This window comes from Staphylococcus intermedius NCTC 11048 (assembly GCF_002902385.1).
GTDB lineage: Bacteria > Bacillota > Bacilli > Staphylococcales > Staphylococcaceae > Staphylococcus > Staphylococcus intermedius.
The window spans coordinates 65,286-78,096 of the sequence record NZ_PPQH01000009.1 but is presented as its reverse complement, the minus strand read 5'-3'; the positions used below and the strand labels follow the sequence as shown (position 1 = coordinate 78,096).

General features: G+C 37.6%; 12 protein-coding genes. 7 read left to right on the top strand and 5 right to left on the bottom strand.

All coding sequences use genetic code 11. From position 1 onward, the window contains the following. Positions 1-160 precede the first annotated feature (160 nt). Genes CD138_RS02350 through CD138_RS02340 form a run of 3 tightly spaced genes read left to right on the top strand, consistent with a single transcriptional unit; the run spans position 161 to position 2,555 of the window. Positions 161-397: a FeoA family protein gene (locus CD138_RS02350; protein WP_019168608.1), complete on the top strand. Its 237-nt coding sequence runs from the start codon at positions 161-163 to the stop codon at positions 395-397. After that, on the top strand, positions 390-2,384 hold the full coding sequence (feoB, locus tag CD138_RS02345; protein WP_019168609.1) for a ferrous iron transport protein B: 1,995 nt from the start codon (positions 390-392) through the stop codon (positions 2,382-2,384). The genes CD138_RS02350 and feoB overlap by 8 nt, the downstream gene beginning before the upstream one ends. Positions 2,385-2,396: 12 nt before the next feature. Next, positions 2,397-2,555 carry a FeoB-associated Cys-rich membrane protein gene (locus CD138_RS02340; RefSeq protein WP_019168610.1) on the top strand — a complete coding sequence of 53 codons (159 nt, stop codon included), beginning with the start codon at positions 2,397-2,399 and terminating at the stop codon, positions 2,553-2,555. A gap of 302 nt (positions 2,556-2,857) precedes the next feature. Here the strand turns inward: CD138_RS02340 and CD138_RS02335 are convergent, their stop codons facing one another. Then, a complete protein-coding gene (locus CD138_RS02335) occupies positions 2,858-4,588 on the bottom strand; it encodes an ABC transporter ATP-binding protein (protein ID WP_019168611.1) in 1,731 nt (576 codons plus the stop codon). Between the two features lie 273 nt (positions 4,589-4,861). On the opposite strand from CD138_RS02335, the gene pbp4 reads away from it, so the two are divergent. Then, a complete protein-coding gene (gene pbp4 / locus CD138_RS02330) occupies positions 4,862-6,139 on the top strand; it encodes a penicillin-binding protein PBP4 (protein ID WP_019168612.1) in 1,278 nt (425 codons plus the stop codon). 123 nt (positions 6,140-6,262) lie between these two features. Here the strand turns inward: pbp4 and tagD are convergent, their stop codons facing one another. From tagD to CD138_RS02315, 3 genes are all read right to left on the bottom strand, one after another. Continuing rightward, complete coding sequence (tagD, locus tag CD138_RS02325; protein WP_019168613.1) at positions 6,263-6,661, bottom strand: glycerol-3-phosphate cytidylyltransferase; 399 nt, start codon at positions 6,659-6,661, stop codon at positions 6,263-6,265. Between the two features lie 94 nt (positions 6,662-6,755). Beyond that, positions 6,756-7,847, bottom strand: a complete 1,092-nt coding sequence (gene tarB / locus CD138_RS02320; RefSeq protein ID WP_019168614.1) for a teichoic acid glycerol-phosphate primase TarB — start codon at positions 7,845-7,847, stop codon at positions 6,756-6,758. A gap of 74 nt (positions 7,848-7,921) precedes the next feature. Continuing rightward, the gene (locus tag CD138_RS02315; RefSeq protein ID WP_019168615.1) at positions 7,922-8,725 is read right to left on the bottom strand and encodes an ABC transporter permease; all 804 of its coding nucleotides are present in this window, start codon (positions 8,723-8,725) and stop codon (positions 7,922-7,924) included. A 276-nt stretch (positions 8,726-9,001) separates the two neighbouring features. Between CD138_RS02315 and tagH the strand changes: the two genes are divergently transcribed. Continuing rightward, positions 9,002-9,796: a teichoic acids export ABC transporter ATP-binding subunit TagH gene (gene tagH, locus CD138_RS02310; protein ID WP_019168616.1), complete on the top strand. Its 795-nt coding sequence runs from the start codon at positions 9,002-9,004 to the stop codon at positions 9,794-9,796. A 214-nt stretch (positions 9,797-10,010) separates the two neighbouring features. Here the strand turns inward: tagH and tarA are convergent, their stop codons facing one another. Further along, complete coding sequence (gene tarA / locus CD138_RS02305; protein WP_019168617.1) at positions 10,011-10,832, bottom strand: N-acetylglucosaminyldiphosphoundecaprenol N-acetyl-beta-D-mannosaminyltransferase TarA; 822 nt, start codon at positions 10,830-10,832, stop codon at positions 10,011-10,013. Between the two features lie 234 nt (positions 10,833-11,066). On the opposite strand from tarA, the gene CD138_RS02300 reads away from it, so the two are divergent. Continuing rightward, on the top strand, positions 11,067-11,624 hold the full coding sequence (locus CD138_RS02300) for a sugar O-acetyltransferase (protein ID WP_019168618.1): 558 nt from the start codon (positions 11,067-11,069) through the stop codon (positions 11,622-11,624). A 39-nt stretch (positions 11,625-11,663) separates the two neighbouring features. After that, a complete protein-coding gene (locus CD138_RS02295) occupies positions 11,664-12,440 on the top strand; it encodes a M50 family metallopeptidase (protein ID WP_241522232.1) in 777 nt (258 codons plus the stop codon). The last annotated feature ends 371 nt before the right edge of the window (positions 12,441-12,811 follow it).

The window sequence follows — 12,811 nt, the reverse complement described above, 5'->3', positions numbered from 1 at the left end:
GCGATTTTATTCACTTTTTATTTTGTTATCATAAAATGTTTCGATTGAAATTCGATATTTTTTCACATTTGGTGTCAAAAAGTTATTGCTTCCAAATGAAAACCGTCTTATTCTATAATTAAGTGAAAATGATTATCATTAACGTTAAGTAGGTGTGGGTATGTTACATATTGGAAATGCTGAGATTGGAAAGTTATATCGCGTCAAAGCTTTAGATACAAACAATGTCCATTTAAAGCATCGTTTACGTGCCTTAGGTTGTGTAGAAGGATGCCAAATTTCTGTACATCAAAAAGGATTATTCAAAGGTCCATGTACATTAAAAGTGAACGGTCAACATATTTGTATTCGAAACTGCGATGCATGTGAAATTAGATTGGAGCATGCTTATGAGTAATGCATATTGTATTTTAGGCAATCCGAATGTTGGTAAAACTTCCCTATTTAATGCTTTAACAGGTTCATATGAATATGTAGGCAACTGGAGCGGTGTCACAGTTGATAAAAAGGTCGGTCAACTTAAGAAACAATCCGGTCATCTCATCGACTTACCCGGTATTTATGACTTAGTCCCGATTTCTCGTGACGAATCTGTGGTGACAGATTATTTACTCAATGAAAAATTCGACGGTATGATCAATATTATCGATGCGGCCCAAATTAAGCGCAACTTTAATCTCACTGTACAATTGTTAGAATATGGCGCACCGTTACTCATCGGTTTGAACATGATTGATGTCGCAAATAAACGCGGGATTCGGATTGACCATCAACGTTTAATGCGTCAATTGCACATTCCAATTATCCCTGTTATTGCACGTACAGGCAAAGGAAGCGATGAAGTGCTCAATGCGCTTGCCGACCATCATGTTTCAACGCGACGTCCTCTAAAAATCCATTACGGTGATGCGTTTGAAAATTTATTGGCACAACTCATCCAAACATTGCCAGCCACACTTTCATTGGAAAAACGTCATCATCGCTTTTTAGCTATTCAATATTTACTCAACAATCCAGCTGTGTTGAACTATTTAGATGCAGAAACGATTCAACAATTTGAAACATTGATTTCCCAGTTTAAACATGCGCATGCTATCGACATTGAACAGCATATTTTGAAATGTCGTCAACAGTATATCGATGCTATTCTCGCTGAAGTGGTGACTTATCCAAATTCAGAACGTCAACATATGACTGAACGTATCGACGCATTGCTCACACATAAAGTGTTGGGTATCCCTATTTTTTTAGGATTGATGTGGCTCATCTTTCAAATTACGTTTACTTGGATTGGCACACCCCTTTCTGATCAATTGGACGCCTTTTTTGGAGGCCCTTTAACTGATCAAACGGTTAATTTAATGGATAAAATCGGTATTTATCCTGCACTTCAAGACTTAGTGACAGACGGTATTATTGCGGGTGTCGGTGGTGTACTCGTGTTTATTCCACAAATTTTAGTATTATTTTTCTTCATTTCGTTACTGGAAGATTCAGGCTATATGGCGCGCATTGCTGTGATTATGGACCGCATGATGGAAAAATTTGGTCTGAACGGCAAATCCTTTATTCCAATGATCATCGGTTTTGGTTGTAACGTGCCCGGTATTATGGCTGCGCGTAGTATCGAAGAAGAAAAAGAACGCCTTACGACTATTTTAATCGCACCGTTCATGTCTTGTTCTGCCCGCCTCCCAGTATATGGTCTGTTCGTAGCGATTTTCTTCGCACAACATCAGGCACTTGTCGTGTTAAGCCTTTACGTATTAGGCATTGTCGTCGCATTACTTGTCAGTTGGGTGTTATCCAAAACAGTACTCAAAAAAGACACGTCTATTTTTGTGATTGAATTACCGCCCTATCGTTTACCTTCTATTAAAACATTGTGGCGTAGCACTTGGGAAAAAGGAAAAGGATTTGTTAAAAAAGCAGGAACATTTATTTTTGCAGGTTCCGTTGTGATTTGGTTACTCAATTACACAGGTCCATCCGGTATTGATGTCCCTGTCGACCAAAGCTTCTTACACATGATTGGTGCGGCGATTGCGCCACTCATTACACCACTTGGGTTTAGTTCATGGCAAACTGCTGCCACATTGATTCCTGGGTTTTTAGCTAAAGAGGTTATCATTAGTTCGATGGCCATTATTTTTGCGGTCAGTGAAAATAGTCTCGTCTCGACCGTATCGACACATTTCACAGCACTCTCTGCCTATTCATTTATGGTCTTTATTTTACTTTACACACCATGTTTAGCAACAGTAGCTGCGATACGTAAAGAAACCCCTTCATGGAAATGGACAATGCTTGCTGTGACGTATCCTTTCGTCATCGCATATATCTTATCGTTCCTAGTTTACCAAATCGGTTCGTATTTTTTATAGGAGGCGTTGAAAATGACATTATTGATTAATTTATTGTTCGTCTTGTTGATTGTCAGCTATGTTGTATCGGTCATTGTACGGTTTTTCAAAAAGTCAAAGCAGGGGAAATGTAGTGCGTGTGAATGTAGTAAAAGTTGTCCGACTGAAAGTTTACCGAAACATTTGCAGTAACAAAGTGGCGTTGGGCACAAAGCTTGAGATGTACGTTTGAGCAACACTTGATTGCTAAACGATTCTCCCTTTCCTAGGACTTATCTCAACGAACCAACGCTTGATTGAATTATTATATAGGCAAAGCGTTGGCGGGTTTTGAACGCAGTACAGAAATCTCATGTTTAACAAAGATTACGTAGTACGGCTCCCGAAAGGCTGACTATCAATACAAATAAAAAGACTGGGTTGAAAGCGCACTTTAAAATCGTGGCTTCAAATGCCCAGTCTTCTTCATATTTGAAATGTATGCATGAATATCATCACTTCTGATATTGCGTTAAATTTTGCGTCTCAACAAATTGTTGATACTTCGCATGATTTTGCATTAATTCTTCATGGCGACCTTTACCTGTCACCTCTCCATGGTCTAGGAAAATGATTTGTCCAGCCTTCTTAATTGTAGAAAGACGGTGTGCAATGACAATCGTCGTACGGTTTTCCATTAAAATATCGAGTGCTTCTTGGATTTTACGTTCACTTTCACTATCCAAGTTAGCAGTAGCTTCATCTAACAGTAGAATGTCCGGATTTTTCACAAAGCTTCGCGCAATATCGATACGCTGACGTTGACCGCCTGACAGTTTCAATCCACGTTCCCCAACAATTGTGTCATAACCTTGTTCAAATTCCATAATAAATTCATGGCAATTCGCAAGTTTGGCATAGTGTATCAATTCGTCTTCAGATACTTCTCGATCCACACCATACAAAATATTGTCGCGAATGGTTCCATTCATCATCGCATTACTTTGCATCACGTAACCAATCTTTCTGCGCCAATCTGTTAACGAAAGGTCATAAATGGAAGTACCATCATAGTAGATACCCCCTTGATGAATGTCATACATCCGTTCAATCAAACTGAACAACGTACTTTTCCCTGAACCAGAAGGCCCCACAAATGCGGTTACTTCACCGCGCAACACATTAAATGACACATCTTTAAGTACTGGCGTATCGTCATAACCAAAGTGGACATGATCAAATTTCAAGTCACCAGTTGGAATTTCATTTTGTAAATTCGGTGCATCAATCACTTCAAGCGGCTCATGCAAAATTTCATAAATACGCTGGCTTGCCCCTACTGCCTTTTTATAATCTGTGACGAGCGTAGATAAGTTAATTAAAGGCATGGATAAATTCAATACGTAAAAAATCATAGCGACAAGTGTCCCCGCTGAAATCGCCCCTGAAGCAATCCGCATACCGCCAAAACCTAAAATAATCCCAATCGTAATGAGCATGATAATCCCTGAAATCGGCTGAACGACCGCAGCAATTTTCGCTTGTTTCAGTCCTAAATCATAAATTTTCTTCAGGTTACTATGTGCCTTATCCAATTCTAGTTTCTCGGTATTGGCCACCTTAACTAAGCGCATTTCTGTCAATACACGACCCAGTAACCCACTAAAATTCGCGATTTCTGTTTGTGTATTCGTCGATATTTTTTGCATAATTTTACCGAGTGGTACCATGATTAATATAAAAATTGGAATGGTAATAAATGTAAGGAGTGTCATTTGCCAATCCAAGACAAAAAGCATAATTAACGAGCCAATCAATGTAATCACCGCTGGGAAAAACCCTGGCAACTTTTGTGATATAAAATCATTGATGACTTTCGTATCATCTGTTAAACGACTCATCAATTGTCCGCTCTCATTTTGATCAAAAAACGGCATTTTCAAATGTATAATATGATCCCATAAGACGGAACGAATCGCATAAATGATTTTTTCGCCAATTTTATTCAGTAAATAGTAACCGAAACCACTTAACACAGCATTCACTAAAAACACCGCTACTAAGGCGACGATAAACGTAGGACTAATTGATTCAAAAGTAAATTTGTCGACCACTTGCCCTGTAAACAATGGTACTAACAATCCAGTCAAACTACCTAATGAAGCAATCGTCACGGCCACGATAATCAGACCCACTGGCCATGAAATTTTCTTCAATAAAAATACAAGCGGGTTGCGTGCTTTCATAACTTCATACCTCTTTATTTTCGTTATAGTCATGTCATAAGACATCCCTTAGTCTCCATTCACTCTGAAGTCAGTCTTACCACATTTACAATTCTCTCTACTTTCACCTATCAATAGACCGTTCTCAAAGTGACCACAACATCCTAACTCAGTTTCATATCTTCTCTCAATCTCATCACATGAGTCTGCATTAAAATTTATAAAGATTAAACTTTGTGGTAGAATGAATCATGTTGTTTATCATTTATAGTTTTTTAGATTGAGGGAACACATATGAAAAAAATAATATTATCCATTGTGGTTGTATTCTTCGCTTCCACCATTATAACACCTTTTGCACGTGCATATACACCCACACCGGTCGAACTTGCACAACAAAGTGGGTACCCTGTCACGTGGGCATATCAACCAGAGGGCGTGATGAACATCAGTCAAACTGGACAAATTTTGTACGATTTTCAAAGTGAGCAACAATGGTATCCTGCTTCTATGACCAAACTGATGACAATGTACTTAACACTAAAAGCTGTTAAAGAAAAGAAATTATCTTTAAACGACACGGTTCAAATCACTGACCAACATTATCGGATGTCTACCTTACCAGAGTTAAGTAATACAAAACTTTATCCTGGTGAAACATACACGATTGCAGAATTACTTCAAATTACAGTCTCCGCTTCTAGTAATGCAGCTGCACTGATTTTAGCCAATCAAGTTTCAGATAACACATCAGACTTTGTCGATAAAATGAATGACACTGCCAAATCTCTAGGTATGACGCACACCCACTATGTGAATCCTACTGGTGCAGAAAACCGCTTATTATTGGAATTCGCACCAAAGAAATACCAACATGAATCATCTTCAACATCTTCAGCACGTGACTATGCCATTCTTGCCCAGCATGTTGTTAAAGATACACCAAAAATTTTACATTTCACTAAACAAATTGCACCTACACAACACGGCGTCACATACTATACTTTTAACGACCTCTTAGAAGGCGGCAGTATGAGTTTACCGGGCACAGATGGGTTAAAAACGGGCTCGAGTGACATTGCAGACTACAACAACTCATTAACAACAAAACGTGGAAAATTCCGTATTTTTCATATCATTATGGGTGCTGGAGATTATAAACATCTCGGTGGAGAAAAACAGCGCAACATGATGAGTGCGAGCGCCATTAATTATACATTTTCACAATATGACTATAAAAAAATATTGTCCAAAGGCAAACATAAAATAGACGGAAAATCGTATTATGTCACTGAAGATTTATACGATGTTGTACCGAAAGACATGTCTGAACCTTATGACTTTGTTGTCAAAGATAGTCAAGTACATCTTGATTATCCTCGGAAGTTCATAACAAAAAATGATGGACCGCCGACAGTGAAAGTGGAAAGTCCATTCATTTATGAGTCTAAATCTGCGGTTGTCTCAAGCTGGCATGCATTTCCAGTATTAACGACACTTGCATCTCTTGTCATCGTACTCGTCCTCGCACTTCTTTTGCGTCGCTTGTTGAAGTCGTTATTGAGAAAATAAAATCGCGATAGACGTACATTATCCACCATCACACGCAAAGTTTTACCACCATCGATCCACATACATTAAAAAACAAGTAGGGACTGAAAAATACCACTCAGTCCCTACTTGTTTTTATTCATCTTATTTTGCATCTTTACCGTATAATTCTTGCTTGATTTGTGTCGTAGAAATACCTTCCGTACGTTTCAAGTAAATCACTTCACATTTATCTTTTAAGAAATCGAATTCGCCTTCCCAGTCATGCCCCATAACGAAAGTATCGATTTCATACTTTTCAACGTCAGATTCTTTTTGTCCCCAATCGTTCTCAGGAATCACAAGGTCTACGTAACGAATCGATTCAAGCATCATTTTACGTTGTTCAAAGTTGTAATATGACTTTTTATTTTTAATGCGGTTGAACTCGTCACTTGAAAGTGCTACAACGAGGTAATCCCCCATTTCTCGTGCACGTCTCAGTAATTCGATATGTCCATAGTGTAAAAGATCATACGTTCCATATGTAATGACACGTTTCATCTTTACACCTCCTTAATATTGATTAATATTTTCTTCATTTTGTTGAATTATAGCATAAACATTTATCAATTCCTAAAAATATCCAGTTTTTACGCTAAATTCTCACGAGTTTTTCTACATAGTTGACCACTTGATTTAAACTTTCACTCGTATTATATTGGTGCCATTTTTGGAATAATGGTTGTAACTCTCCTTGATTGATACGATGATACAATGTGCGCTCATCATATGCTTTATATTCTTGAGGGATATCATAATAATATTGGTTGAGCCCTCTAACGATTTCGTATTCCGCCTCATCATACACGTAAAATATTGTTGGCGTATTGACAATACTGGCTTCTATCGCTAAAGAGCTATAATCTGTAATAATTAAATCTGCTAATATGACAAGATCCAGCGTACACATTTTAATATTTTCTGCCGATGCTGCCACGGTAGGATGGTATTTACTCAACAACGTATAACCAGGTACCGCAGTCTCAAACGTTTCTTTATCAATCGTACGGTTCGCTTGTCCGTTTTCACGATAAGTCGGTAAATAGACTGCGACTTTGTTTTGAATGCCTAGTTGTGCTTTGAGCTTTTGTTGATGTGCTTGTCGATCAATGTGTCGGTATGTCGTTAATCTTGGACTCCCAAAACTCAGTAACTGTTCATAACGTGCACCGAACGCCTTTTCAAAGCAATCTGCCATTTGCTGACCACCGACTAAATATTTGTCTGTCGCTTGATACACTGCATCATATTGCGCGACATGTTCCTTTCGATTCAAATCTACTGAATGGTCCTCTAAACCAAACTTTTTCAATGCACCTGCCGCATGCCACGTTTGAATGACGGTCTGACCTTCTTTTTTACGCCATCCTGCCATGATTAAATAATAAGTGTCTATAAACACCACTTTTGCAGTAGCTAATGCGGCTAATTGCTTTAAAGTTGAAGATTGTTTCAGGGGATAATACGTAATATTTGATCTGTTTTCTAAATAGTGAAAATCTTTAGGCTTTGCAAAAACAGTAATGTTAAAACCGCGTTCACTTAATTGATCAATAATGGGTAATTGATCTTCTTTAAAAGTCATTAAAAATACAATGTGTTTTCTGTCGATACGGAATGAACTGTGTAGTCGACTCAAACAAGCTACCATATAAATATAAATGGCTTTAATATAATAGCGCATCATTTCTTCACCACCCTAAAATGTTATTTAAAAGAAAACCCTCAACACAAATCTAATGTATCGAGGGGTTGTTCTCATTACATAAAATCTGCAAACTGATCTCTGTAGCGCATATGTAATATCGAACCAATAATAAATAACATCGCCGTAACGCACACATTAAACAGTGCCAGTTTCCAATGCGTAATAAAATACCATTCATGAAATAGTATAGCTGCACGGTAACTCTCCGCTACAAAATAAATAGGATTAAACATTAAAATCTTTTCCGCTAACGATCCAGGTGGAGGTGTCCAAAGAATCGGAGAAGCATAGAAAAGAACCCTTAATAAAGCTTGCATTGCCATTTGCGTATCACGAACAAGCACCCCTAATGTTGACGTTAAAAGTGCCACTGCTGACGTAAAACAAAACGCAAACGGGATGTAGATGAACAGTTGCAAAATATAAATTGTTGGTGTAATACCACTCACTGTACATAAAATGACAATCGCAAGTACAAGCATTAAATGGCCATACAACTTACTTGTCACGATGTATGTCGGAATGATAGAAAGTGGGAAATTCATCTTTGCCACTTGTCCATATTTCATCGTAATCGATTTTGTTCCCTCTAAAATACCTTGATTAATGAAGAACCACATACTAATTCCGACCAGCAACCAATAAATAAATGGTACACCATCGACAGGATGGTTACTTCTAATCCCAAAACCAAAGACAAACCAGTAAACCATAATTTGTATCACCGGATTAATAATCTCCCAAGCTAATCCGAGATAGTTATTATGATTTGAAATCTTAAGTTGGAATTGTGCTAACCGCTGAATCAGATAAAAACTTTTAAAATGTTCTTTCATTACGGTAATAACAGAATTCATAATTTACCACGCTTTCACATGCACGATCATCCACCTAAAGTCAATTATCAAAACTATGATGTATTAATATTTGACCTAGTATGTCTCATCGCCTATTCTTTAATTGAAAAGCTAAGTTGATTTAAGTAAAATGAAATACATTGTATCCATAATACTTTACAATAGCTTCACAAATTTAACAACCACTTAGTAATATATTATAATGTATAGACATAAGATGATGGAAGCAAAAACCGAATTTCATTTCAATATTATCAATGTAAGGACTGTTCATAGATGAATCCAACTGTCAGTATTAACGAAGTGACTAAAGAATATCGTATTTATCGAAATAATAAAGAACGAATTAAAGATGCTTTATGGCCAAAACATAAAAACAAAACATTTTATGCACTTAAAGACATTTCATTCCAAGCCTACGCAGGTGATGTGGTTGGTCTAGTCGGGATTAATGGCTCTGGTAAGTCGACATTAAGTAATATGATTGGTGGTTCGCTCTCACCGACACATGGGCACATTGATAAAACTGGCGACGTAAGTGTTATCGCAATTAACGCCGGACTCAATGGCAACTTAACAGGTATGGAAAATATCGAGTTCAAAATGTTATGCATGGGCTTTAAAAAAAATGAAATTAAAGCACTCACACCTGAAATTGTAGAATTTAGCGAACTCGGTGAATTTATTTATCAACCCGTAAAAAAATATTCAAGTGGGATGCGCTCAAAACTTGGCTTTTCCATAAGTGCGACAATCAATCCAGAAATTCTTGTCATTGACGAAGCATTGTCTGTGGGTGACCAAACGTTTACGCAAAAGAGTTTGAATAAGATTTATGAATTTAAAGAAGATGAAAAAACCATCTTCTTTGTTAGCCACAACTTACGCCAAGTGAAAGAATTTTGTACAAAAATTGCCTGGATTGAAGCAGGACAACTGAAAGACTTTGGTTCTGTGGAAGAAGTACTTCCTAAATATGAAGCTTTTTTAAAGGATTTCAAGAAAAAATCTACTGCAGAACAAAAAGCATTTCGTCAATCTTTGGATGAAAATCGCTTCGTAGTGAAATAACTTTTTTCTTATAGATTGATGATATCCAGCATCCTACACTGCATCGATTACGATGAAACATTTTTGTATCGTGGTCGATGCAGTGACCTTTTACCCCTTTCCACCCTGAATTATTCCTCCATTTTTATAATGATTATGAACTTAACACAAAAAACGAGTCAAACCCGTGACAATAAAAATTGCAATGGTTTAACTCGCTCTATGATACACTATTCTATTTGTTTAAATACTTTTGTTTATATACAACGACAACAAACTTAGGAATTCTTTTCAAACGGTGAATGCGCTTAATATCTGTCAACGCACGGTAGGCCCATTCTAAATTCATCGCTCTCCATACGTATGGTGCACGTTTTACTTCACCACTATAAACATCAATTGAGCCACCAACGCCCATCATTAAGGTATGGTCAAAATGGTGACGGTTATGTTGAATCCATTGTTCTTGCTTTGGATACCCCATACCTACAAAAATGAAGTCCGGATTAAAGTCACGTACTTGTTCGATTACTTTCTGGTCAGTAATATCGATAAACCCGTGATGTGTTTGGATGTCGATATGTGGATATTGACGCTGAATACGTCGTGCTGCCTTTTCAACAACCGGTGATGTCGCGCCAAGTAAAAACACTTTTTTGCGCTCTAAATCAGCAATATTTAAACATGTTTCCATCACTTCAATACCCGGTACACGCTCTTGTAAAGGTTGACCTAATATCTGAGCAGCTTTGACAATTCCCGTACCATCTGGAACGATAAAATCTGCTTGTTTCAACATTTGTGCATATATCGGGTTTTCCGATGCATAATGGACGATCTCTGGGTTAGCCGTCACAATAAATAAATTATGTTTCGTTTCAGTGTGCATATATTTTAAAATATTTTGATGCATGTCCATTAATGTGACGTTATCAAACATCACATCCATGACTTGGACTTGTGCTTTTTTCTCTTTAAACGTAAAGGGTTCTTCTACTGTAGTGTCACGACTAGGAAAAGTGCCCTCATGATGACCAGTAGGCAATGCTTTAGCCATAGTCTCACCTTCAATCTTTCATTTAATTTCAATGACATTTTATTTTACATAATGTTTACATCATATTGATGTCACTTTAACACATTTTACACCAAAATCAAGCTAAATCATACATTTTATTCAAAGTTCATCCCAAAGTCCCATATATGATACACTGTGTTTAACATTTTAGATGTCCACTTTTGATACATTGATGATCGAATCAAGTCGACATCTTAGAAAGGAAGCCTACCTATGACTGAAAAAGAAAAAATGATACGTGAATTACCCTATTATCCGAGCGATGCGACACTTGTACATGACCGTCAACAAGCTGCAGCAGCGCGTAATACTTACAATGCAATAACCGATATTGAACAACGTGCATCCTACTTGTCTCACATCTTAGGTCAGGTGCAACAGCAATGTTACATTGAACCGCCCTTCTACTTTGACTATGGCTACAATATTCATTTAGGTGACAATGTTTATGTCAATACGCACAATACGTGGCTTGATATTGCGCCAATTTTCATTGGTAATAACGTCAAAATCGGGCCGAACGTACAACTGATTACTGTCAATCACCCGCTTGACCCAGCAGAGCGTCGCACAGGAATTGAACAAGGCCAAAAAATTACCATTGAAGATGATGTGTGGATTGGTGCTGGCGTCATTGTTTTACCTGGCATCACAGTTCATCACGGGGCCACTATTGCTGCAGGGAGCGTCGTCACACGTGATGTACCTGCATATACAGTTGTTGCTGGCAATCCTGCTAAAATCATACGTCAACTGGATGATACACTTTAGGACTTAAGTCCATAGTTCAACAGCAATCATCCCGCTATAATGAAGTTAAGTTTTGCGAAAGGATTGACACCTATGCACGGTTATTCATGGGTCACTTCACCCATCCCTATTTCAATGATTTTACTGATCTGTATTACAGGCCTCTACCTCGTAAGCCGCCATTATGCATACCGTCCTATATTTTCATTATTAGATATTGCGTTGAACTACATTCCAGTTTTGACACATGAATTCGGCCACGTTCTGTTTAATCGATTATCAGGTGGGCGTGTGAGAGATTTTGTCGTTGTCGCAACGAGACATGAGCGTAATGCCACAGGTCAGCAAGGATACGCTGTCACAGCAAGTAGAAGCCGTTCAGGCCATATTATCACAACATTGGGCGGCTATCTCATGTCACCAATCATGTTCATTTTAGGTTTGTATATTCAAAGTAAGGGACAAGGTGCATTGTTTATTATGCTGTATGTCCTTATTTTCATTTACTTTACATGGAAAACATCAAGAAAAGCTGTTCCGTTACTCATCATTGCCTTTTTAATACTGATTGGCTATTTGGGCATACAGTCTGAAAACTTAACGAACTATTCGTTGATTTACATGTTTGTATACCATTTCATACTCGGGACACTGTTGGGCGAAATTATTCAATCTACTATGACGATTGTACAACTGACATTCGCACGACCTCAACCTGAGTGGGATGGGACAGCATTAAAAATGTTAACGAAGCTGCCTACCCTTTTCTTTTCAAGTCTGTGGATTATCGTCAACTTTTTAGCTATTTATTACTTTATCCAACATACACTGCTATAAAGAGACAAGGACGCGCGACATAGAAAGTTTTTGATGTTTTTGATGCAATCATTTGCATGTCGAACACATCCTCATTTTTCAACTGTTTTATATTTGTAAATGCACTATAAAACCACTAGAAAGGAAAACAGGGGATGGGACACATAATTTTTAGTTGTCTTATCTTGATATATTTAATCAAATTATTCTCATTGATCACCTTGGTAAATCTTCACAATTGCTATCATGGGCTCGCGATCTTAGGGGACTTGCCTCAGGAGTCTCGCCCATTTTAGCAACTTGAATTTATATGTTGCGAATCAATGAAGTAAGCTTTTAAGATGGAAAAATTAAAAATTTTAACCCCGATTCACTTTAATTGATATTACATT

What these genes read in the sequence shown, in the direction of transcription:
- CD138_RS02300 (WP_019168618.1), top strand. Translation starts at nt 11,067, where the DNA reads ATGACTGAAAAAGAAAAAATGATACGTGAATTACCCTATTATCCGAGC.
- CD138_RS02340 (WP_019168610.1), top strand. Translation starts at nt 2,397, where the DNA reads ATGACATTATTGATTAATTTATTGTTCGTCTTGTTGATTGTCAGCTAT.
- tagH (WP_019168616.1), top strand. Translation starts at nt 9,002, where the DNA reads ATGAATCCAACTGTCAGTATTAACGAAGTGACTAAAGAATATCGTATT.
- CD138_RS02350 (WP_019168608.1), top strand. Translation starts at nt 161, where the DNA reads ATGTTACATATTGGAAATGCTGAGATTGGAAAGTTATATCGCGTCAAA.
- pbp4 (WP_019168612.1), top strand. Translation starts at nt 4,862, where the DNA reads ATGAAAAAAATAATATTATCCATTGTGGTTGTATTCTTCGCTTCCACC.
- CD138_RS02335 (WP_019168611.1), bottom strand. Translation starts at nt 4,588, where the DNA reads ATGAAAGCACGCAACCCGCTTGTATTTTTATTGAAGAAAATTTCATGG.
- CD138_RS02315 (WP_019168615.1), bottom strand. Translation starts at nt 8,725, where the DNA reads ATGAATTCTGTTATTACCGTAATGAAAGAACATTTTAAAAGTTTTTAT.
- tarA (WP_019168617.1), bottom strand. Translation starts at nt 10,832, where the DNA reads ATGGCTAAAGCATTGCCTACTGGTCATCATGAGGGCACTTTTCCTAGT.
- tagD (WP_019168613.1), bottom strand. Translation starts at nt 6,661, where the DNA reads ATGAAACGTGTCATTACATATGGAACGTATGATCTTTTACACTATGGA.
- tarB (WP_019168614.1), bottom strand. Translation starts at nt 7,847, where the DNA reads ATGATGCGCTATTATATTAAAGCCATTTATATTTATATGGTAGCTTGT.
- feoB (WP_019168609.1), top strand. Translation starts at nt 390, where the DNA reads ATGAGTAATGCATATTGTATTTTAGGCAATCCGAATGTTGGTAAAACT.
- CD138_RS02295 (WP_241522232.1), top strand. Translation starts at nt 11,664, where the DNA reads ATGAAGTTAAGTTTTGCGAAAGGATTGACACCTATGCACGGTTATTCA.